Annotated in this window: 19 protein-coding genes; all 19 read right to left on the reverse strand. The window is 61.9% G+C overall.

Features of this window, described 5'->3' with window-relative positions; all coding sequences use genetic code 11:
• Positions 1-55 precede the first annotated feature (55 nt).
• The 19 genes from F8C90_RS06860 to F8C90_RS06950 all read right to left on the reverse strand — a co-directional run bounded on the left by F8C90_RS06860 (position 56) and on the right by F8C90_RS06950 (position 19,284).
• The gene (locus F8C90_RS06860) at positions 56-487 is read right to left on the reverse strand and encodes a F0F1 ATP synthase subunit delta/epsilon (protein WP_158049778.1); all 432 of its coding nucleotides are present in this window, start codon (positions 485-487) and stop codon (positions 56-58) included.
• Complete coding sequence (atpD, locus tag F8C90_RS06865) at positions 480-1,937, reverse strand: F0F1 ATP synthase subunit beta (RefSeq protein WP_158049779.1); 1,458 nt, start codon at positions 1,935-1,937, stop codon at positions 480-482. Before atpD ends, F8C90_RS06860 begins: the two co-directional genes overlap by 8 nt.
• 2 nt (positions 1,938-1,939) lie before the next feature.
• Complete coding sequence (atpG, locus tag F8C90_RS06870; RefSeq protein ID WP_158049780.1) at positions 1,940-2,878, reverse strand: ATP synthase F1 subunit gamma; 939 nt, start codon at positions 2,876-2,878, stop codon at positions 1,940-1,942.
• Positions 2,879-2,890: 12 nt separating this feature from the next.
• Positions 2,891-4,462, reverse strand: coding sequence for a F0F1 ATP synthase subunit alpha (gene atpA / locus F8C90_RS06875; RefSeq protein ID WP_211361052.1), 1,572 nt, complete (start codon positions 4,460-4,462; stop codon positions 2,891-2,893).
• Entirely contained in the window at positions 4,456-5,034 is a 579-nt protein-coding gene (atpH, locus tag F8C90_RS06880; protein WP_158049782.1) for an ATP synthase F1 subunit delta, read from the reverse strand. Before atpH ends, atpA begins: the two co-directional genes overlap by 7 nt.
• Positions 5,027-5,638: a F0F1 ATP synthase subunit B gene (atpF, locus tag F8C90_RS06885; protein WP_158049783.1), complete on the reverse strand. Its 612-nt coding sequence runs from the start codon at positions 5,636-5,638 to the stop codon at positions 5,027-5,029. The genes atpH and atpF overlap by 8 nt, the downstream gene beginning before the upstream one ends.
• A gap of 48 nt (positions 5,639-5,686) precedes the next feature.
• A complete protein-coding gene (locus F8C90_RS06890) occupies positions 5,687-5,905 on the reverse strand; it encodes an ATP synthase subunit c family protein (RefSeq protein WP_158049784.1) in 219 nt (72 codons plus the stop codon).
• A gap of 135 nt (positions 5,906-6,040) precedes the next feature.
• On the reverse strand, positions 6,041-6,844 hold the full coding sequence (gene atpB / locus F8C90_RS06895) for a F0F1 ATP synthase subunit A (RefSeq protein ID WP_158049785.1): 804 nt from the start codon (positions 6,842-6,844) through the stop codon (positions 6,041-6,043).
• 21 nt (positions 6,845-6,865) lie between these two features.
• Positions 6,866-7,147 carry a hypothetical protein gene (locus F8C90_RS06900; RefSeq protein WP_158049786.1) on the reverse strand — a complete coding sequence of 94 codons (282 nt, stop codon included), beginning with the start codon at positions 7,145-7,147 and terminating at the stop codon, positions 6,866-6,868.
• A 217-nt stretch (positions 7,148-7,364) separates the two neighbouring features.
• Positions 7,365-7,829: a deoxycytidylate deaminase gene (locus tag F8C90_RS06905; RefSeq protein WP_158049787.1), complete on the reverse strand. Its 465-nt coding sequence runs from the start codon at positions 7,827-7,829 to the stop codon at positions 7,365-7,367.
• Positions 7,830-7,979: 150 nt separating this feature from the next.
• On the reverse strand, positions 7,980-8,618 hold the full coding sequence (gene upp / locus F8C90_RS06910; protein ID WP_158049788.1) for a uracil phosphoribosyltransferase: 639 nt from the start codon (positions 8,616-8,618) through the stop codon (positions 7,980-7,982).
• A 262-nt stretch (positions 8,619-8,880) separates the two neighbouring features.
• On the reverse strand, positions 8,881-10,137 hold the full coding sequence (gene glyA, locus F8C90_RS06915) for a serine hydroxymethyltransferase (protein WP_158049789.1): 1,257 nt from the start codon (positions 10,135-10,137) through the stop codon (positions 8,881-8,883).
• A 135-nt stretch (positions 10,138-10,272) separates the two neighbouring features.
• Positions 10,273-10,719 carry a ribose 5-phosphate isomerase B gene (gene rpiB / locus F8C90_RS06920; protein ID WP_158049790.1) on the reverse strand — a complete coding sequence of 149 codons (447 nt, stop codon included), beginning with the start codon at positions 10,717-10,719 and terminating at the stop codon, positions 10,273-10,275.
• Positions 10,720-10,733: 14 nt separating this feature from the next.
• Positions 10,734-12,248: a glycerol kinase GlpK gene (gene glpK / locus F8C90_RS06925; protein ID WP_158049791.1), complete on the reverse strand. Its 1,515-nt coding sequence runs from the start codon at positions 12,246-12,248 to the stop codon at positions 10,734-10,736.
• 93 nt (positions 12,249-12,341) lie between these two features.
• A complete protein-coding gene (locus F8C90_RS06930; protein WP_158049792.1) occupies positions 12,342-13,307 on the reverse strand; it encodes an alpha/beta hydrolase in 966 nt (321 codons plus the stop codon).
• Positions 13,308-13,386: 79 nt separating this feature from the next.
• A complete protein-coding gene (locus F8C90_RS06935) occupies positions 13,387-13,995 on the reverse strand; it encodes an L-threonylcarbamoyladenylate synthase (RefSeq protein ID WP_158049793.1) in 609 nt (202 codons plus the stop codon).
• A 206-nt stretch (positions 13,996-14,201) separates the two neighbouring features.
• On the reverse strand, positions 14,202-16,391 hold the full coding sequence (locus F8C90_RS06940) for an NAD(P)/FAD-dependent oxidoreductase (RefSeq protein ID WP_246155839.1): 2,190 nt from the start codon (positions 16,389-16,391) through the stop codon (positions 14,202-14,204).
• Entirely contained in the window at positions 16,388-17,737 is a 1,350-nt protein-coding gene (locus tag F8C90_RS06945) for an aminoacetone oxidase family FAD-binding enzyme (RefSeq protein WP_158049794.1), read from the reverse strand. Before F8C90_RS06945 ends, F8C90_RS06940 begins: the two co-directional genes overlap by 4 nt.
• Positions 17,738-17,856: 119 nt before the next feature.
• Positions 17,857-19,284 (reverse strand): alanine/glycine:cation symporter family protein, encoded by a 1,428-nt coding sequence (locus tag F8C90_RS06950; RefSeq protein ID WP_158049795.1) that lies wholly within the window; start codon positions 19,282-19,284, stop codon positions 17,857-17,859.
• Between the last annotated feature and the right edge of the window lie 96 nt (positions 19,285-19,380).

Genomic DNA, 19,380 nt, shown 5'->3' on the forward strand with positions numbered 1-19,380 from the left:
CCGACCCCCTCATCGGGAGTCGGCCTTTCCTTTTCAAGTGATGGCTGCGATAAGCCTACTTCACAGCACCAACAGCCTTGAGCTGAAGATCGTACCACTCCAGCTTGGTGCGGTGCGTTTCCAGCAGAGCCGTCGATTGGTCATCGCCCTTGCCCTCGAGCTGAGCGATAGCCTCACGAAGCTTCGCCGCTTTAGCGGTGAGTTCCTCGACATCGATGCTGTCGACGTCCTTGCCCATACGGGCGAGAACCGACAGGTTGTTGTCGAGCACCTGGGCGAATCCGCCGTACGTCACAAAGTAGCGCTTATCCTTGCCGGCCTCATCGAGCGTCAGCGTCAACACGCCAGGGCGGTTGGTACACACGAACATCTCATGACCGGCCATAACGCCGAGGTCGCCCTCACTGCCCGGGATCTGAGCGTACTCGATCTCGCCGTGGAACAACTCGCGGGTCGGAATAGCCACCGTGCAACGGAATTTAGGCATCGGCTTTTTCCTTCGACTCGTTGTAAGCAGCGTACACCTCGTCGATGGAGCCCTTCAAGCGGAAGAACTGCTCAGGGATCTCGTCGCACTTGCCGTCGAGGATGTCACCGAACGAACGGATGGTGTCCTCGAGCTTGACGTACTTGCCGTCGAGGCCGGTGAACTGCTTGGCCACGTGGAAGCACTGGCCGAAGAACTGCTGCGCCTTACGGGCACGGTTCACGATCAGCTTCTGCTCTTCGGAAAGCTCGTCCATACCGAGGATGGCGATGATGTCCTGGAGGTCCTTGTAGTTCTGCAGAAGCTCCTGGATGCCGACAGCCACGCGGTAGTGCTCCTCGCCGACGATCTGCGGGTCGAGCGCGCGGGAGGTGGACTCCAGCGGGTCGACAGCCGGGTAGATGCCGAGCTCAGCGATGGAACGGGAAAGAACCGTCTTCGCGTCGAGGTGCGTGAACGTGGTGGCCGGAGCCGGGTCGGTCAAGTCGTCAGCAGGAACGTAAACGGCCTGCACCGAAGTGATGGAACCGGTCGAGGTCGAGGTAATGCGCTCCTGAAGGTCGCCCATCTCAGTAGCCAGCGTCGGCTGATAGCCTACAGCAGAAGGCATACGGCCGAGAAGTGCGGAAACCTCAGAACCAGCCTGGGTGAAGCGGAAGATATTGTCCACGAACAGAAGCACGTCCTGGCCCTGATCGCGGAAGTACTCAGCTTCAGTCAGACCAGCGAGGCCGACGCGCAGACGCGCTCCCGGCGGTTCGTTCATCTGGCCGTAAACCAAGCAGGTCTTGTTGATAACGCCGGAGTCGCTCATCTCGAGGAACAGGTCGGTACCCTCACGGGTACGCTCGCCTACGCCGGTGAACACGGACGTGCCGCCGTGCTCCTGAGCGAGGTTGTTGATAAGCTCCTGGATGATAACGGTCTTGCCGACGCCTGCGCCGCCGAACAGGCCGGTCTTGCCGCCCTTGATGAACGGCTCGATGAGGTCGATGGCCTTGATGCCGGTCTCGAAGATCTCCGTCTTGGTGGACAGCTGATCATATTCGGGAGCCGGACGGTGAATCGGCATGTAGCCGGTCACATCGGGCATCGGCTTCTCGTCAACAGGCTCGCCCATGACGTTCCAGATGCGGCCCAGGGTCTCGTTGCCAACGGGCATCATGATCGGATGACCGGTGTCGAGCACCTCGAGGCCACGAACCAGACCGTCAGTCGAGCTCATAGCGACGGAGCGAACGAGGTTGCCAGGAAGATGCGTTTCAACTTCGAGAACGACATGCATGTCACCCGCGAGCGTCTTCGCGTCAACCGTAAGAGCGTTGTAGATTCCCGGCATGGATTCCGCGGGGAATTCCACGTCGACAACAGGACCGACGATACGCACAATGCGGCCGGTAGCGCCCTTGCTGGCCTCGAGCTCCTCTCTTGTAAGCAAATGTTCACTCATATTTAATCCTCCAAAGCCGCTGCGCCACCGACGATTTCCGAAATCTCGGTCGTAATGGCGCCCTGACGGACGCGGTTGTACAGTCTGGTCAACGTTTCGGCCATCTCGGTAGCGTTGTCGGTCGCCGACTTCATAGCCGTACGACGAGCGCCCTGCTCTGCTGCGGCCGAATCAATCAGCGCGTAGTAGAACGTGTTGCGCAGGTACGCCACCATGAGCTGGTGCATAACGGTTGCAGCATCGGGCTCGAAGTCCACATCGCCGGGGATCTTCTTCTCCCCATCACGATAAGGCTCGAGGACATCCTCTTCCTTCGGCTCCAAACCGAGAACATCGGCAAAGCTCATCATGTTGATCGGCAGAACCTGCTGCACGATGAGCGTCTGCTCGGCACCGTTTTTGGCATGATTGAACACGAGGGTAACCTCGTCAATCTGCCCGTTCTCGTAGCCGTGGTTGTAGCCTTCCCCGATGTAGGCGGAAATCTCTGCAGCCTCTTCGTAGGTAGGATCTGCAGACAGATCGCGGAACTCGAAGATCGGCTTAACGCCACGGTAGTTGAAGTAGCCGATGGCCTTCTTACCGCAAGCGATGACCTCAACCTCGATGCCCTGCTTTTCCTTCGCCTTGATAAGCTTCTCGGCTTCGCGGAGCACATTGCTGTTGAAACCGCCTGCAAGCCCACGATCCGACGTGACCACAACGACGACGGCACGCTTCACCTCGTCATGCGTGATCAGCAGAGGCTCGGAATCGAGCGGGGCGTATTTCGCCGTGCTGATCAGCATGTCGGAGATGCAGTTAGCCCAAGGAAGCGCATTGAACACACGGTCGGTGGCGCGACGGATTTTCGCCGCCGCGACCATCTCCATCGTGCGCGTAATCTGCTTCGTCGAGGTGACGGAGTTGATTCGCCTTTCTATGTCGTGAAGGTTGGGCATATGATACCTACCTTACACCGAAGGCGAAAACTGGGTCTTGAACGCCTCGATAGCGGCATTCAGCTCGGTCTTGGTCTCGTCGGTGAACTTCTTCTCGGTCTTGACGCTCTCAACGATGGCAGGCTTAGACGCATGCAGGTACTCGATGAGCTCGCCACGGAAGCGAACAACATCGGCAACCGGGATATCGTCGAGATAGCCGTTACCGCCAGCATAGATGGCGATAGCCTGATCGTAGAAGGGCATCGGGACGTAACGACCCTGCTTCAGAAGCTCGGTCATGTGAGCGCCGCGGTTCAGCTGATCCTGGGTCGCCTTGTCGAGGTCGCTGCCGAACTGCGTGAATGCCTGCAGCTCGCGGTAAGCGGCCAAGTCGAGGCGCAGGGTGCCTGCGACGGACTTCATAGCCTTGGTCTGAGCGGAGCCGCCAACGCGGGAAACCGAGATACCAACGTTGACTGCCGGTCGCTGGCCCTGGAAGAACAGGTCCGTGGACAGGAAGATCTGACCGTCGGTAATGGAAATCACGTTGGTCGGAATGTAAGCGGAGACGTCGCCAGCCTGGGTCTCGATGATCGGCAGAGCCGTCATGGAGCCGCAGCCGTACTCGTCGGACATCTTGACTGCACGCTCGAGCAGGCGAGAATGCAGGTAGAAGATGTCGCCAGGATATGCTTCGCGTCCCGGCGGGCGACGGAGGGTCAGCGACATCTGTCGGTAGGCCACCGCCTGCTTGGACAAGTCATCGTAGATGATGAGCACATGACGTCCCGGGTTCTCCGGGCCTGCGGGCTTGCCGTCTTCGCCGTTGTAGACGAAGTACTCGCCCATTGCAGCACCGGCCATAGGCGCGATGTACTGCAGCGGAGCGGAATCGGCAGCCGTTGCGGACACGATGATCGTGTATTTCATGGCGTCGTAGCGCTCGAGGGTCTCCATAACGCCAGCAACCGTGGAAGCCTTCTGACCGATCGCAACATAGATGCAGATCATGTCTTCGTCTTTTTGGTTGATGATGGCGTCGATGGCGATAGCAGTCTTACCGGTCTGGCGGTCGCCAATGATAAGTTCGCGCTGGCCACGTCCGATAGGAATCATGGAGTCGATAGCCATGATACCGGTCTGCATCGGCTCGTGAACAGGCTTGCGGCTGATAACGCCAGGAGCCTTGAACTCAACCGGGCGGGTGCCTTCGGCCTCGATCTCGCCCTTGCCGTCGATCGGCATGCCGAGCGGGTTCACGACGCGGCCGAGCAGGCCTTTGCCGGACGGAACCTCCATGATGCGGCCCGTGGTACGGACCTGATCATTTTCCTTGATTGCGGTGACGTCACCGAGAAGAACGGCGCCGACCTCATCCTCTTCGAGGTTCTGGGCCAAGCCGAACACGGTCTTACCGTTGGATCCGACGAACTCGAGAAGCTCGCCAGCCATCGCGTTCTTCAGACCGTCAACACGAGCGATGCCGTCGCCGACCTGGATGACGGTACCGACCTCGCGGGAATCAACGCTCACTTCAAGGGAGGCCAACTGCTTACGCAGCGCTTCGTCAATGGACTGTGCGGTAATTTCAGTCACTAGCATTCACCTCCATCTGTTTTCTTCTTCAGCACGATGCGCGCATTGTTGAGCTGGCTAGCCACGCTCGCGTCGATGCGCTTGTCGCCCGCGCTCATGATGATGCCGCCCAAAATGGACTTGTCGATGCGCTCGCGAAGAACGACCTTCATGCCCAGCTCGGATTCGGCTTTTTGCTTGATGATGTCGCGCAGATGGTCATCGAGCTCAACAACCGTAGTCACATCGAGGATGCACAGGTTGAGCTTGGTTTCCACCTGGTTTTCGTAGCTTGCACGGACCTGCGGGAGCAACTTGATCTCACCGCGCTCGGCCATGACGGCCAGAACCTCGGTGAAAGCAGGGTTGCACTGCGCAAAAGCCGCACGTGCAATCTGGGCCCTCTGTTCGGGCGTGTACGCCGCGTCTTCCAGGGCGCCTGAAAGATCGACATTCGTCCGCATCACGGAGACGATCTTCTCCGCCTGTTCGCGCACTTCGAGAACAGCGTCTTGGCCGCCGGAAGTGTTCGCGGCATCGAGGAGTACCGATGCGTACGCGGCGATCTTCTCTTTGGTGATGAGGCGGTTATTAGGCATTGAAACTGCCCGCCTCGGTCACGTAATGCTCGATGATCTTGCGGTGCTCATCGTCGTTCAGGTCGTGGCCGACAAGGCGAGAAGCCACGTCGACGGACAGATCGGCGATAGAACCCTGCAGCTCGGCGACAGCGGCCTTCTTCTCGGCCTCGATCGCTCCGCGAGCCTTTTCGATCATCTGGGCAGACTCAGCCTGGGCCTTGTTGGTGATGTCGGCCTTGACAGCCTCGCCCGTAGCCTTCGCATCCGCGATGATCTTCGCGGACTGAGCCTTAGCTTCCTCGAGCTGGCGCTTGTACTCGGCAAGCGTGCGCTCGGCTTCTGCCTGGGCTTCCTCAGACTTCTTAAGGGCTTCCTTGATGGCGCTCTCGCGCTTCGTGATGATGTTGTCAACCACGGGCCAACCGAACTTGGCCAGCACGATGAGAATGATGATGAAGGCAACGAGCATCGGAATGAACTCATTCATATCGGGAATGAGCACCGCGATGCCTTCTTTCTCCTCAGAGGCGAACGCGAGGGTGGGGAAAGCACATGCAAGGCTTGCTGCAGATGCAGCTGCGACACCGGCCTTTGCCAACTTCGTCTTCAGTTTTGCTTTCACTCATCCACCTTCTCTCTCAGCGTGTATTTCTAAAACGATACAGCCGATTTAGAAGATGAAGGTAAGAACGAAGCCGATAAGGGCGAGTGCCTCAGCCAGAGCGCCGAAGATAAGCGCGTTGGTGAAGAGCTTGCCGGCGAGCTCGGGCTGGCGAGCAGAGCCAACGCACAGGCCATAGCCGCAAAGACCAAGACCGATGCCTGGGCCGATGGTGCCGAGGCCGTAGCCGACAACCTTCAGGGCTGCGATAACGAGAGTAGCTTCCACTTTTCCTCCTTTTTTCGTTTCTGAGCCTTTTCTCAAAAACTGCTTTACTTATGTCTCTCGGCGTTTCTAACGGAAACGTCGTTGAAACCGAATTGGTGCGCCTTTCGGCGCGATGCGGGCGCGGCCCGCGCGGTTCTAGTGCTCGCTCTGAGCGAGGCCCACGTACACGGCCGTCAGCACGGAGAACACGTATGCCTGCAGGAAGGCAACGAGGCATTCGAGCGCGTACATGGCGACGAGGAACACGGCCCATGCAATCGCGGCGACGCCTGCGGGATTGGCGAACGAGATCAGATCGAGGATGAAGAACTGGGTCATGATCGCGAAGATGCCAAGGATCATGTGGCCGGCGAACATGTTGCCGTAAAGTCGAACGGCAAGGGTAAGCAGGCGGATGACCAGGGAGAAGAACTCGAAGAACCAGATAATCGGAACCATCGGCTTAGGAAGGCCCGACGGAGCGATGGACTTGATGTAGCCCCAGCCGCCCTTGGCCTTGATGCCGTAGAAGTTGAAGTACAGGAAAGAGAGCAATGCAAGTGCGAACGTGACGGACAGGGTGCCGGTCGGCGTCTTCGCGCCCGGGATAAGGCCGATCACGTTGGAGATGAGGATGAAGAAAAACATGGTCGCGATGAACGGGATGTGCTTCTTGTAGCCATGGCCGATAGCGCCCTCACCCATGTTGCGGCGAACTGCGTCGTAACCCCACTCCACAAGGCCCGCGAACTTGCCCTCGGGGACGACCTTGATCTTGCGCACGCCCACGAGCACGCCCACGAGCACGATCGCGCAGATGATGATCATCCAAAAGGTGTACTGGGTGATTCCGACGCCATTGCCGAAATCGAAGACGAGCGTCGAGTTGAACGACTCGCTGAGCTCCTCAATAGGAGCGGAGATATCGTTCAGGGGATTGCCCGTTAGTTCAAAAGCCATGTACCTCTCCTTTTTCCTTCTCTATCGACGCTTCGACAAAAACACGCCGAAGACAATAACCCCGACCACGAATGCGACAAGTTCCGCAACCGCATACGCGAGCGCGACGTCAGGCGCAACGAGCTTGCACACGACCATACCCGCGACGAGGATGACAAACGACGCGGCAATGGTCAAAAGGAAAGAGCCGAGAAGATTCAAAGACTTGGTCGGATCGACCGCGCGGATTTTCTTGATAGCCACGTTGAACGGGATGACGCTCACCAGTCCAACGAGCACCGCGACGATGATTGCTACTACCATGTCCTTCTTTCCTTGACCCTCTGCGCGCACTGCGCCCTTCTTAAAGCCTTCCGTATAATAGCCGAATGTGAAGGAGTCGCGAAGGCGCCGTAGGAAACACGTCCTTTTTTCGGGTGAGCGGTCATTTGCGCGCGCTTGGCCGAAAAGAGGGACCGCTCACTCTTGTGCCGCCTTGCCGAGACGCTTCGTGTGACTCGTATTTTGCGAGGTCAGTCCTTTACTTGTTCGCCGGCTCGAACACCCTAAGCTTGATTCCTGCCTCTTCGAGCATCGACATGGCGAGCTCGTCGGGATAGGGATTTTGGTAGATGATCTCCTCGATATCGGCGTTGATGATCATCTTCGCGCACACGACGCAGGGCTGGGTGTTGATGTAGATCGAGGCGCCCGCGATGTTGATTCCGTAGCGCGCTGCCTGGATGATAGCGTTCTGCTCGGCATGGAGTCCGCGGCAGATCTCATGGCGCTGCCCCGAGGGAACGCCGAGCTGCTGGCGTAAGCATCCGGTCTCGGCACAGTGCGCAAGTCCCGCCGGCACGCCGTTGTACCCCGTCGCAAGGATGCGGCGCTCCTTCACGATGACGGCCCCCACCCCGCGCCGCATGCACGTCGTGCGCGTGGCGACCTGGTTGGCAAGCGTCATGAAGTATTCGTCCCAGCTGGGTCTCTTATCTTGAGTCATTGGAAATCTATCCCTCATATGGCGAGAGCGCGGCAACGCTCAGTCGCTCGGCAGTCCTGCTCGACTTCCCTGTCCCCGACCGACGCTTCGCGCGTTCGGGGACGCGCCCGCTCGGGCGCATAGACAGGGAAATAACAGTCCACAGGACTGTTATTTAGTTCCGAAGATGCGGTCGCCGGCGTCGCCGAGGCCGGGGACGATGTAGGCCGCGGAGTTCAGCCCCTCGTCAATGGCGCACGTGTAGATGTGCACGTTGTCGTCGGCGGCGAGGACGGCGTCGATGCCCTCCGGCGCGGCGACGAGGACCATAAGCTTGATCTCGCCGGTGACGCCACGCGAGCGCAGATAGGTGACGGCCGAGATGATCGAACCGCCCGTCGCGAGCATCGGGTCGACCACAAGCACCGTGCGGTTGGCGATATCCTCGGGCATCTTGTCATAGTAGGGAACCGGCTCGTGAGTCTCCTCGTTGCGGTACATGCCCAGATGTCCCACGCGCGCCGCGGGAATCAAGTCGAGCACGCCGTCAACCATACCGAGGCCCGCGCGGAGGATGGGCACCACCGCGAGTTTCTTGCCCGACACCTGCTTGCAGCGCGCCGTGCAGATGGGGGTTTCGACGTCCACGTCGGCCAGCGGCAGATCGCGCGTCGCCTCGTAGCCCTCGAACAGGGCAAGCTCGCGCACGAGCTCGCGGAATTGCTTGCAGGAAGTCGCCTTGTCGCGCAGGATGGAAAGCTTATGCTGCACCATAGGGTGATCGACGAGGGTGACGCGGCTGTTGTCCATGGTTCCTTCTTTCGGCCGAAGTTCGCTTCCATAAAGAAAAGGGCCCGCGGTAAGCCGCGAGCCCTTCACCGTTTCATGCGATTCTACCAGCATTGGGTTGCCACGTGAGCCACAACCGATGTTTGCACAGGACAAGAATTCAAGAAAGCACCATCTCCCCCGCCCGCTTCGAAGGATCGAATCGCACATTCGCAATCATCCCCGCAACAGGGTCGAGAACTCATCGACCTGACGCACCGTAGCGCCCACCTGGCAAAAATCTCTAGTACTCCAAACCCGGGTAGAGCGGATGGGCCTCGAGCATCGCGTCGACCTTCTTCTTGATGTCGGCGAGCTTTGCGTCATCATCGGCGTTGAACACGGTGCCGGCAATGCACAGGCCGACCTCGTAGAAGTCGTCCTTTGTGAAGCCGCGCGTGGTGGCCGCAGCGGACCCGACGCGAATGCCGCTCGCCACGAAGGGGCTGCGCTGCTCGTTGGGGATGGTGTTCTTGTTCACCGTAAGGCCAACGCGCTCGAGCAGCTTCTCGGCGTCCTTGCCGGTGACGTCGGCGGGCGTGAGGTCCACGAGGCACAGGTGGTTGTCCGTGCCGCCCGACACCAGGCGCAGGCCGCCGTCGGTCATTCCCTGGCCGAGCGCCTTCGCGTTCTCGACGACATGGTCGATGTAGGTTTTGAACTCAGGCTTGAGCGCCTCACCGAACGCGACCGCCTTGCCGGCGATGACGTGCATGAGCGGGCCGCCCTGCGAGCCGGGGAACACCGCGGAGTTGATCTTCTTGAAGAGCTCCTCGGAGTTCGTCAGGATGAAGCCGCCGCGTGGGCCGCGCAGCGTCTTGTGGCTGGTCGACGTCGTGATGTCGGCATACGGCACGGGGCTGGGGTGCGCACCCGTGGCGACGAGGCCGGCGATGTGGGCCATGTCCACCATAAGGTAGGCGCCCACCTCATGCGCGATCTCGGCCATGCGCGGGAAGTCGATCGTGCGGGGATAGGCGGAAGCGCCGCCGACGATGACCTTCGGGCGAACCTCCTTCGCCTTTTCGAGAAGCGCGTCGTAGTCGATGACCTCGGTCTCGGGATCGACGCCGTAGGATTCCGCATGGTAGAGCTTGCCCGAAAAGTTCGCCGGGCTGCCGTGGGTAAGATGGCCGCCGTTGTCGAGGCCCATGCCCAAAATGGTGTCACCGGGCTTGATCAGCGCGAAGTACGCCGCCAGGTTCGCGTTCGCGCCGGAATGGGGCTGAACGTTCGCGAACTGCGCGCCGTAGAGTTTGCAGGCGCGATTGCGCGCGAGATCCTCCACGATGTCGACCTTCTCACAGCCGCCGTAGTAGCGCTTGCCGGGATAACCTTCCGCATACTTGTTGGTGAGCACGCTGCCCATGGCCTCCATGACAGCCGGGCTAGTGAAGTTCTCCGAAGCGATGAGTTCGACACTCGTGCGCTGACGTCCCAGCTCAGCGCGAAGAACGTCGGCGACCTCGGGATCGCTTTCACTTACATATTGCAACGTCATATAATTCGCCCCTTCCAGAGCCCGAAAAAAGTATGCGCCCACTCTAGCACAATGAGCAGGCGCAATTGTTACAACTTGGTTAGGGGAAGCTTGCGTTGGTCAAGGGAAATTTGACTCGGCTGGGAAGCGCGACCGCTACGCCGAGGGCGTCTCGAGCGCCATAATCTTCTCGACGCGGCCCGCGTGGCGGCCGCCGCCGAAATCGGTGGACAGGAACACGTCGAGGATGCGCTTGTTTTCCTCCACGTCGACGAAGCGACCCGACAGCGTCACGATGTTGGCGTCGTTGTGCTCGCGGCACAGCTCGGCGAACTGGGTGTTGATGGCGTTCACCGCGCGGATGCCGTTGATCTTGTTGGCGGCGACGGCCATGCCGATTCCCGTGCCGCACACGAGAACGCCGTACGTCGCCACGCCGCCTGCCACCTCGTGGGCGACCTTGGCGGCGAAGTCGGGGTAATCGACTCGGTCGTCGGAGTCGGGGCCCAGGTCGTGCACCTCGTAGCCCTTCTCTTCAAGATAGGCAGCCAAAAGTTGCTTCTGCTCGAAACCCGCGTGATCGCTTGCGATGCTGATAATCATGTTCCTACTCTCCCTTATGTCGTGAACTTGTCCTGTTTCGTCTTCGTATGCCCCACCGCGCGCCGCCATCCTTCCAAAAGCTCGGCGTGGCGCGTGTGGTCCATCTGCGGCTCGTAGATGTCGTCGGTCGCGCGCAACCCGCGCAGCTGGTCGGTGCTCTCCCAAAAGCCCGTCGACAAACCGGCCAGATACGCGGCGCCGGCGGCAGTGGTCTCCGCGTTCTGCGGACGATGAAGCGACGTGCGAAGCATATCGCATTGGAACTGCATGAGGAAGTCGTTTTTCGACGCGCCGCCGTCGACGTTGAGCTCGGAGAGCTTCACGCCCGAGTCGGCCTCCATCGCTACCACCAGGTCATGCACCTGGTAAGCGAGCGATTCGAGCGCCGCGCGGACGAAATGGGCGCGGGTCGAGCCGCGCGTGAGGCCGACGACCGTGCCGCGCGCCTCGGCGTCCCAATAGGGGGCGCCGAGGCCGGTGAAGGCGGGCACGATGTAGACGCCCTCCGTGCTATCGACGCTGCGGGCGATCTCGCAGGTGTCGGCCACGTCATCGATAAGGCCCATCTCGTCGCGCAGCCACTGCAGAAGAGCACCCGCCATAAACACGCTTCCCTCGAGCGCATATTCAGGACCCTTTGCATCAGGCGCACTCGCGGCAACGGTAGTGACCAGACCATTTTTCGACTCGCACGCCTCGTGTCCCGTGTTCATCAGAAGGAAGCAGCCCGTGCCGTAGGTGTTTTTCGCCTGGCCGGGCGAAAAACAGCACTGCCCGAACAGCGCCGCCTGCTGGTCACCCGCAATACCGCGGATGGGCACGCCGGGGAAGACGGCGGGATTTCTCGTCACGCCGAAGTCGCCCGACGAGGGGCGTACCTCGGGAAGCATCGAAGCGGGGATGTCGAACAGGTCAAGCAGCCACGGGTCCCATTTCATGTCGTGGATGTTGAAGAGCATGGTGCGGCTCGCGTTGGTGACGTCGGTGGCGTGCACCTCGCCCTGCGTGAGCGCCCATAAAAGCCACGAGTCGACCGTGCCGAACGCGAGCTTTCCCTGGAGCGCATCCTCGCGAGCGCCGGGGACGTTGTCGAGGATCCAGCGGATCTTGCTGGCAGAGAAGTACGCATCGGGCACAAGGCCCGTGCGACGCGTGACCTCCGCAGCGATTTCCGGGACCCCGCACAGCTCCTCGACGAGAGGCGCCGTTCGGCGGCACTGCCACACGATGGCATTCGCTACCGGCTGCCCGGTCTCGCGGTTCCACACGACCGTGGTCTCGCGCTGGTTGGTGATGCCGATGGAGTCGATGTCACGAGGTCCCAAATCGTTCGATACCAAAAGTTCCGTCAGCGCCCCGAGCTGCGACGAGAGGATATCGCGCGGATCGTGCTCGACCCAGCCCGGCTTGGGGAAAATCTGCGGGAAGGGGTTTTGCACCACGTCCGCGACGCGCCCCTCGCGGTCGATGAGCATCGCCCGGGAAGACGTAGTCCCCTGGTCAAGCGCGACAACGTAGGTTTTCGACATACTTATCTCCTCGAAGGGATATTTCCGGTGTTTCCAGCGCTTCCGGTGTTTCCAGCGCTTCCAATGCTGCCAGCCAACTGAGGAAACGCGAAATCAGCTGATATGGCGGTCGATCCAAGCGAGCACGTCGTCGTAGACCTGCTGCTTGCCGGGCTCGTTCAAGATCTCGTGGCGCATGCCCTGGTAGAGCTTCACCTCGACGTCTTTGATCCCCGCCTTCTTGAACAGGGCGGCCGTGCTTTTCACGCCGCGCCCCTTGTTCCCCACCGGGTCGAGCGCGCCGGCGACGAGCAGGATAGGCAGCTCGGAGGGAATCGCGAGCGCCGAATCGAGCGTTGCAACCTCGGCGGTAAGGCTCGTGAGCGTCGCGTAGGCGCCAGCCGTAAACGTCTGGCCGCACAGGTCGTCGGCAATATAGGCATCGACGATGGCGGGGTCAGTGGAAAGCCAATCGAAAGGTGTGCGCGCATCTTTGACGGCCTTCGAGAAGGCTCCGTCCGCAAGGTTATGGAGCAGCTTGCTGCGCGTGCGTTCCCCCTGCTTGGCGGCGACTCGGCAGGCAAGCGAGTGTCCCATCTTCAACTTCACGACGGGCTCGTTGCCTGTGCCGCAAATCACGGCGCCCGAAAGGCCTTCCGCATGGCGGGACAGGTACGCCCGTGTGACGAAGCTTCCCATGGAATGCCCAAAGATGAAGTAGGGCGTCTTGCGCGAGAAGCGGGCGCTCACCGTTTTCCGCATCTCGTGAACGTCCTCGATGAGGGCGTCCTTCCCGCAATCGAGGGGCATGTGTCCCAAATCCATCGGGTCGGCGACCGAGCGGCCGTGCCCAATGTGGTCGTGGGCGCATACCGCGAAACCGGCGCTCACGAGGAAGCGAGCGAAATCCTCGTAGCGACCGATGTGCTCGGACATGCCGTGGACGATCTGCACGATTGCGCGAGGAGTGGCACCCGATGAGCCATGCGAGGCAACAGGCTGCCACAACACCCCTTTTATCTGGGAAGACTTGTCGAACGACCTGAACCCTACCGATGATTTCTCAACTGGTTTGGACACGAGACTCCCCCTTATGCCAAAGCGATTTTCCCGTCGCACCTCAGTATAGCGGGAAAGCCCCGCGCGCGGACAGGCAACCCTACGAAAGTGACTTGATGTCCGCGATGGTGATGGCACCTTCGCGTACGATCACGGGATGGTCCTGCGTGCAATCGACGACCGTTGAGGCGACGCCGCTCTTGGCGCCGTCTTCCCCGTCCGAAAGCACCGCGGAAACCTGGGAGCAAAGGCCCTCGTCGAGGTCGCCGAAGGAGCCAGCTGGGCGCTTTCCCGATACGTTTGCCGAGGTCGTTGCAAGGGGACACCCTACTGCGTCGATCAGCTCGAGCGCGCAGGCGTTGTTCGGCATGCGAAGTCCGATCGTGTCGGTGCTCGAGCGAAACGCCTCGGGTACCTCGTCCGACGCCTTGACGATCAGCGTAAGGGGGCCCGGCCAAAACGTCCGGGCGAGCACAAAGGCGAACTCGGGGACGCAGCGGCCGAAGCGCGCGAGGTCGTCTTGCTGGGAGACGAGCCACGAGATGGGCTTTGCCTTCTCGCGGCGCTTCAAGCTGTACAGAATATCGGGAGACGCGGCGTGGCGAATAGAAACGCCCAGGCCATACACCGTTTCCGTGGGGAAGATCACGGGCTGTCCCTTTTTGAGGACAGACGCCGTGACCGCAATCGAATCGGAAAGACGCGCCATGGAACCACCTTTTCAAGCACTTGTCGTTCGCCGTGCGCGCGGTGTGCGCAGCGACGTGCCGTAAATTGTAGCACTCACAGCACGGCAAGGGCGCGAGCAGGCCGCCGAGCGCAGGGCCGAGATGGCAACGAGCCGCGGACACGTGCGAGCGAGCAGGTGCGGGCGCGGGAGGCAAGGTTGGCAGCGGACCGCAAGCACGAGGGGCGCTAGCGGGAAGAGAACTCGGCCGCAATCGCCTCGGCGACGCGCAGGCCATCGACGGCGGCGCTCATGATACCGCCCGCATAACCCGCGCCTTCGCCGCACGGATAGACGCGAGTGGCCGGCTCCTCGTCCGAATCGGGCAAATCGCTTGCCAGTCGCGCCTGAAAGTTCTGCCCACGAACCATTCGGATGGGGCTTGAGCTGCGCGTTTCGGGGCCGGTAAGCACAGCGCCGGGATCGGCGAACCCATGCAGCTTCGCATCGAGCAACGGTAAACCCTGCGCGAGCGCGTCGCAGATGAATTCGGGAAGACACTCGCGCAGATCGCACCAAACAACGCCGCGCGGATAGCTCGGGCGCACGACCAGGCGGCTATGCGATTCAGGCGCACCAACGCGGCGATGAGACCCGGGGACGACCGTGCGGCAGCGAGCCTCGGACGCAGCCGCAACCGTATCGCTCGGCTGCCTGCCTTCAGGTTGCCCACTCGAAGATGTAGCACCTGCGAGGAAATCCCCCACCGTCTGCGCGGGTGCGGCATAGGGCGCCCCGCCGTTGCGGCAAGCAAGCTCGAACGCTGCACGCTCGACCTCGCGTTGCAGGCGGACACCTTCCATGACGTCGTCCCCCGGCAAATCGTCGGGCCGCACGTCGGCAAGCAGCGCGCTGTTGGAATTCTCGCCATCGCGCGCGAAGCGGCTCATGCCGTTCACGACGACACCGCCCTCCTCGCTTGCCGCCGCGACGACTTCCCCACCTGGGCACATGCAGAAGGTGTATACACCACGGGTCGCGTTCTCGCTTGTAGCATCCGTGCGAATGCCGTTCGCGCGAGCGGGGACGCGCACCGCCATCTTGTAATCGGCGGCGCCGAGCGCCGTGTGCTTCGCAGCCGCACCGTATTGCGCACGGTTGATGAGCGTCTGGGGATGTTCGATGCGCACGCCCATCGAGAAGGGCTTGCGTTCGAGCGCGAACCCCCGATCGCGGGCGAGCTCGAAGACGTCGCGCGCCGAGTGCCCGCACGCGACAATGACGCGCGAGGCCTTGACCGCTTCGCGAGCGCCCGTGCGGGAGTCCTCCAGCACGGCCGAGCAGACCGCACCGCCCGACAGCTCGATATCAGCCAAGCGGGTAAGGAAACGCACCTCGCCACCTGCGGAGATAATACGCTCGCGAATGCTCTTCACGACGGCGGGCAGCTTGTCGGTACCGATATGGGGCTTCGCCTGCCAAAGAATCTCGTCAGGCGCACCCGCCTGGACGAACGCCTCGAGCACGTGGCGGATATGCGGGCTTTTCGTGCCCGTAGTCAGCTTGCCGTCGGAAAACGTGCCAGCGCCGCCTTCCCCGAACTGCACGTTCGCCGCCGCATCGAGCGGGCCGCCCGCGTCGAATGACTCGATAGCCGCCGTGCGCTCATCAACTGCGGCCCCGCGCTCGACCACGAGCGGGCGCAGCCCCGCTTCCGCCAGGAACAATGCGCAGAACAGCCCCGCCGGGCCCGTTCCTGCGACCACGATGCGCCCATCCGACGATGTCGCGAGCGAGCGCAAATCGGGAATCGTAAGCGGCGCAGGCGGGTCGTACGCACGAACATTTACCCCGCGAGCGGGGGAAAGCGCGTCGTAGACCACGCCTTGCGCAAGGCGGACGGCATAGGTGGCGTTGAAATGCACGTTCGACTTCTTCCGCGCATCGACGCTACGCTTCACAAGGGAAAACGAGGCAATATCCTCGGGCGCAACCCCGAGCGCGGAGGCGATGGCGGTGCGCGAGAGGCTCTCCGCATGGGAACCCTCCGCGGGCGCGGGGGAGGCTGCGGGCGTGGCGGGGGCCGGGTGATTTGTCTCAGTCGAAAGTGGGACAGGGGTCAGGCGATTTACCTCGCTCGCGGGGCTCTCCAATCCCGCATCGAGCAGAAGTGCGACGTTCGACACCTCGATGAACTTCGCTCCCTCGAGCGCACTTGCGTCGAAGGAGGCGCCACGATGCGAGGGGCGACCGGTACGTTGGCGGGAAGAGGCTTGCGATTTGGTCTTTCCCCCGCGATGGGGACGGCCTGCCGCCTTCTTGCCACCGCCTGGCCCCTTGCTGCCGGTGGACAGCTTGGCACCGCTCATCTTCTTGTTGCCGCCTACCCTCTTGCCAGTGCTCGCGCCCTTGTCGCCGCGAGCATCCTTCGAGCTCATTCGCCTTCCCCTTCCCCATCGGCCGACACGACACTGCGAGCAGCAGACACGCCCGCGAGCAGGCCAGATGACCATGCCCAATGCAAGTTGTAGCCCCCGCAGGGAGCATCCACGTCAAGCGCCTCGCCAGCTGCGAACAGGCCCGACGCGCACACGGCTTCCATCGTTTGCGAATCGAACGCCGCAACCGAAAGCCCGCCACGCGAGACCTGGCACTGCTTCGCGTCGCCGATGCCTCGAACCGTCAGGCACAAGCCGCCGATGACACGCGAGAGCGCAAGGACATCCTTCTTGGAGAGCGGGCGCGCAGGATCGATTCCCGCGCACTTGCAAAGCACCTGTGCCACCTGAGGAAGCATCGCGCCGCGCAGCACGTTCTCGGCTGTAATCTGGCCGTTCTCGCCCAGGCGGGCCGAGAGGTGCTTGCGCCGCGCGAACAGCCACGCATCTCGCTCGGCGGCGGGCATATGCGGCAGGAAGTCGATCGAGAGCACGTCCCCCTCGCAGGCCAGACGTGACAGGTTGAACACGCACACGCCCGACACGCCGTAGTCGCGGAACAAAAGCTCGCCTTCCTCGCGCGCGACGAGGCTTCCCGAGCGCTCGAGCGAGACGGCGCACTTCACGCGGATGTTGTTCAGCTGCCGCGTGATGCGCGAATCGGTGGCAAGCGGCCCTAGGACTGGACGCGTCGGCTCAACGTGAATGCCCGCGGGGAAATCGACGCCCGACACCGCGCGTCCACCAACGCAGACGACGACGGCATCGGCATGCTCGATGGAGCCGTCGGAAAAGCGCAGGTGAAGGAGGCCTTTTGCACGGGTCGGCGCATCGATGCGCGACAGCGTGCGGCCGAAGGCGAACCGCACCTGCGCGGCCGCGGCGCCAGCGCGCAGCACATCGAGCACCGAGGACGCCTTGTTGGCTGCTGGGTACATGCGACCCTCGCCCTCTTCGCGCCACATAAGGCCCAAGTCGGAGAAGAATCGCTGCACGGGCGCTTCGAAAGCGCCCGCAGGTTGGGCGCGCCCTTGCGCGGAGGCTCCGTAGGCTCCTACAGGTTGAACGCTCCCCCACTCGGAGACCTCAGAAAGGCGCGCGAGCGAGCGCAGCGCAGCCTCCACGAAGTCGGCGTTGCGGTAGCACGCAGGGTCGATGTGGGCGTTCGAGAAGTTGCAACGGCCGTTCCCCGTCGCGAGGATCGAGCGGCCCACGCGCTCGGGGTCGGCCTCGAAGAGCACGATTTCGCACTCGTCCGCCGCGCCGAGCCGCGCAAGTTCGTTTCCAGCGGCGATGGCTGCAGCCAATCCGGCCGCGCCACCGCCTATGATGGCAATCTTTTTCATGATGTAAGAGTATAGGCGATGCGGGGCGCCGCTTTCCGCTGACTTCTCTTCGCCTCGCAAACAACAAGGGCACCCGACGGCGCCCCTGGGAAAATCTATCAACGCGTTTGCAGCCGCGCCTACTTCGAGGAGATCATGGGAATTTCCCGCGTGTCTTCTTCCTCGATGTTGCCCTCGTAGACGTAGTGTTTCGTCTCGCGGCAGATCAACCCCGAAAGCAGCAGTATAGCGATGATGTTGGGAATGGCCATGAGCGCGTTGCCAATGTCGGAGATGGTCCACACCACGTTGCCCACGCCGATCGCGCCGAGGAACGCGACGAGAACGTACACGATGTGGTACGGCAGGATGGCGCGCTTACCGAACAGGTAGGCGGCGCAGCGGTTGCCGTAGTATGACCAGCCAAGGATCGTGGAGTACGAGAACGACACCATGCCGATGACGAGAATCGGCGTTCCGACATAGGGAATGGTGGCGAACGCAGTGGAGGCGAGCTGCGCGCCGGTGTAGAACGTCGGATCGGCGAGCACCTCCGCCTGGATTTCGGGGTGCGCGATCATCGTCGACACGAGCACGATGCCCGTGAGCGCGCAGATGACGACCGTGGACCAAAACGTGCCGGTCATGGCGATAAGCGCCTGCTCGGCAGGGTTTTTCGTCTTGGCAGCCGCCGCGATGATGGGGGCGGAGCCAAGGCCCGACTCGTTGGAGAACAGGCCGCGGGCGCAGCCGAATTGCAGCGCCATCAGAAGACCGGAGCCGACCGCGCCGCCGAACGCGGCCTTCGGCGTGAAGGCGCACTCGAAGATGAGGCCGATCGCGCTGCCGAGGGCAGGCGCGTTCATCAGCAGAATCACGATGCACCCGCCGGCGTAGGCGACCGCCATGACGGGAACGAGCTTCTCGCACACATGCGAGATGGACTGCACGCCGCCGAAGATGACGATGCCCACCAGCACGACGATGGCGATGCCGACCGCCCAGTCGGGGATGCCGGGAATCGAGGACGTGATGATGCCGGTCATGGACGTCGCCTGCACCGCCGAGCCCGTGCCGATGGTGGCGACGACGGCGAACGCGGCGAACGCAATGCCGCCGAGCTTCGCCCACCAAGGGCGCGTGCCGTCTTTGCGCGTGAAGGCGCGTTCCCACACGTACATGGCGCCGCCGAGCATATTGCCCGCATGGTCGCGCACGCGGTAGCGCACCGAGGCGTAGACCTCTACATACTTCGTGGCCATGCCGAACACGCCCGTGATCCACATCCAGAAGACGGCGCCCGGGCCGCCTGCCAGGATTGCCGTGGCGACGCCGACAATCGACCCCGTGCCGATGGTCGCGGCAAGCGCCGTCGCAAGCGCGCCGAAGTTGGAGATATCGCCCTCGCCCTTCGACGTGCCGCCACCCCACGACATGCGAAGCGCCTGAGGCAGCTTGCGCTGGATGAAGCCCGTGCGAACGGTGAGGAAGATATGGGTGCCGAGCAGAAGCGCAATCATCGCAGGCCCCCACACGACTGAGTCAATGGTGTTCAAGATTTCAATCATAGTGAGTTGGTATTGTAAGGGAAATGCATACGCTCGCGCAGGCGCATCCCCCGAACGGCAAAGAGAAAACATCGCAAGGCACGCGATAATTACCCA

Source organism: Ellagibacter isourolithinifaciens (assembly GCF_008831035.1).
GTDB lineage: Bacteria > Actinomycetota > Coriobacteriia > Coriobacteriales > Eggerthellaceae > Ellagibacter > Ellagibacter isourolithinifaciens.

Coding starts and splice junctions, on each gene's coding strand:
- atpH (WP_158049782.1), bottom strand. CDS start 5,034: ATGCCTAATAACCGCCTCATCACCAAAGAGAAGATCGCCGCGTACGCA.
- upp (WP_158049788.1), bottom strand. CDS start 8,618: ATGGACAACAGCCGCGTCACCCTCGTCGATCACCCTATGGTGCAGCAT.
- atpB (WP_158049785.1), bottom strand. CDS start 6,844: ATGGCTTTTGAACTAACGGGCAATCCCCTGAACGATATCTCCGCTCCT.
- F8C90_RS06940 (WP_246155839.1), bottom strand. CDS start 16,391: ATGAGCTCGAAGGATGCTCGCGGCGACAAGGGCGCGAGCACTGGCAAG.
- F8C90_RS06945 (WP_158049794.1), bottom strand. CDS start 17,737: ATGAAAAAGATTGCCATCATAGGCGGTGGCGCGGCCGGATTGGCTGCA.
- F8C90_RS06860 (WP_158049778.1), bottom strand. CDS start 487: ATGCCTAAATTCCGTTGCACGGTGGCTATTCCGACCCGCGAGTTGTTC.
- glpK (WP_158049791.1), bottom strand. CDS start 12,248: ATGTCGAAAACCTACGTTGTCGCGCTTGACCAGGGGACTACGTCTTCC.
- F8C90_RS06900 (WP_158049786.1), bottom strand. CDS start 7,147: ATGGTAGTAGCAATCATCGTCGCGGTGCTCGTTGGACTGGTGAGCGTC.
- atpD (WP_158049779.1), bottom strand. CDS start 1,937: ATGAGTGAACATTTGCTTACAAGAGAGGAGCTCGAGGCCAGCAAGGGC.
- rpiB (WP_158049790.1), bottom strand. CDS start 10,719: ATGATTATCAGCATCGCAAGCGATCACGCGGGTTTCGAGCAGAAGCAA.
- F8C90_RS06935 (WP_158049793.1), bottom strand. CDS start 13,995: ATGGCGCGTCTTTCCGATTCGATTGCGGTCACGGCGTCTGTCCTCAAA.
- atpG (WP_158049780.1), bottom strand. CDS start 2,878: ATGCCCAACCTTCACGACATAGAAAGGCGAATCAACTCCGTCACCTCG.
- F8C90_RS06950 (WP_158049795.1), bottom strand. CDS start 19,284: ATGATTGAAATCTTGAACACCATTGACTCAGTCGTGTGGGGGCCTGCG.
- F8C90_RS06905 (WP_158049787.1), bottom strand. CDS start 7,829: ATGACTCAAGATAAGAGACCCAGCTGGGACGAATACTTCATGACGCTT.
- glyA (WP_158049789.1), bottom strand. CDS start 10,137: ATGACGTTGCAATATGTAAGTGAAAGCGATCCCGAGGTCGCCGACGTT.
- atpA (WP_211361052.1), bottom strand. CDS start 4,462: ATGCTAGTGACTGAAATTACCGCACAGTCCATTGACGAAGCGCTGCGT.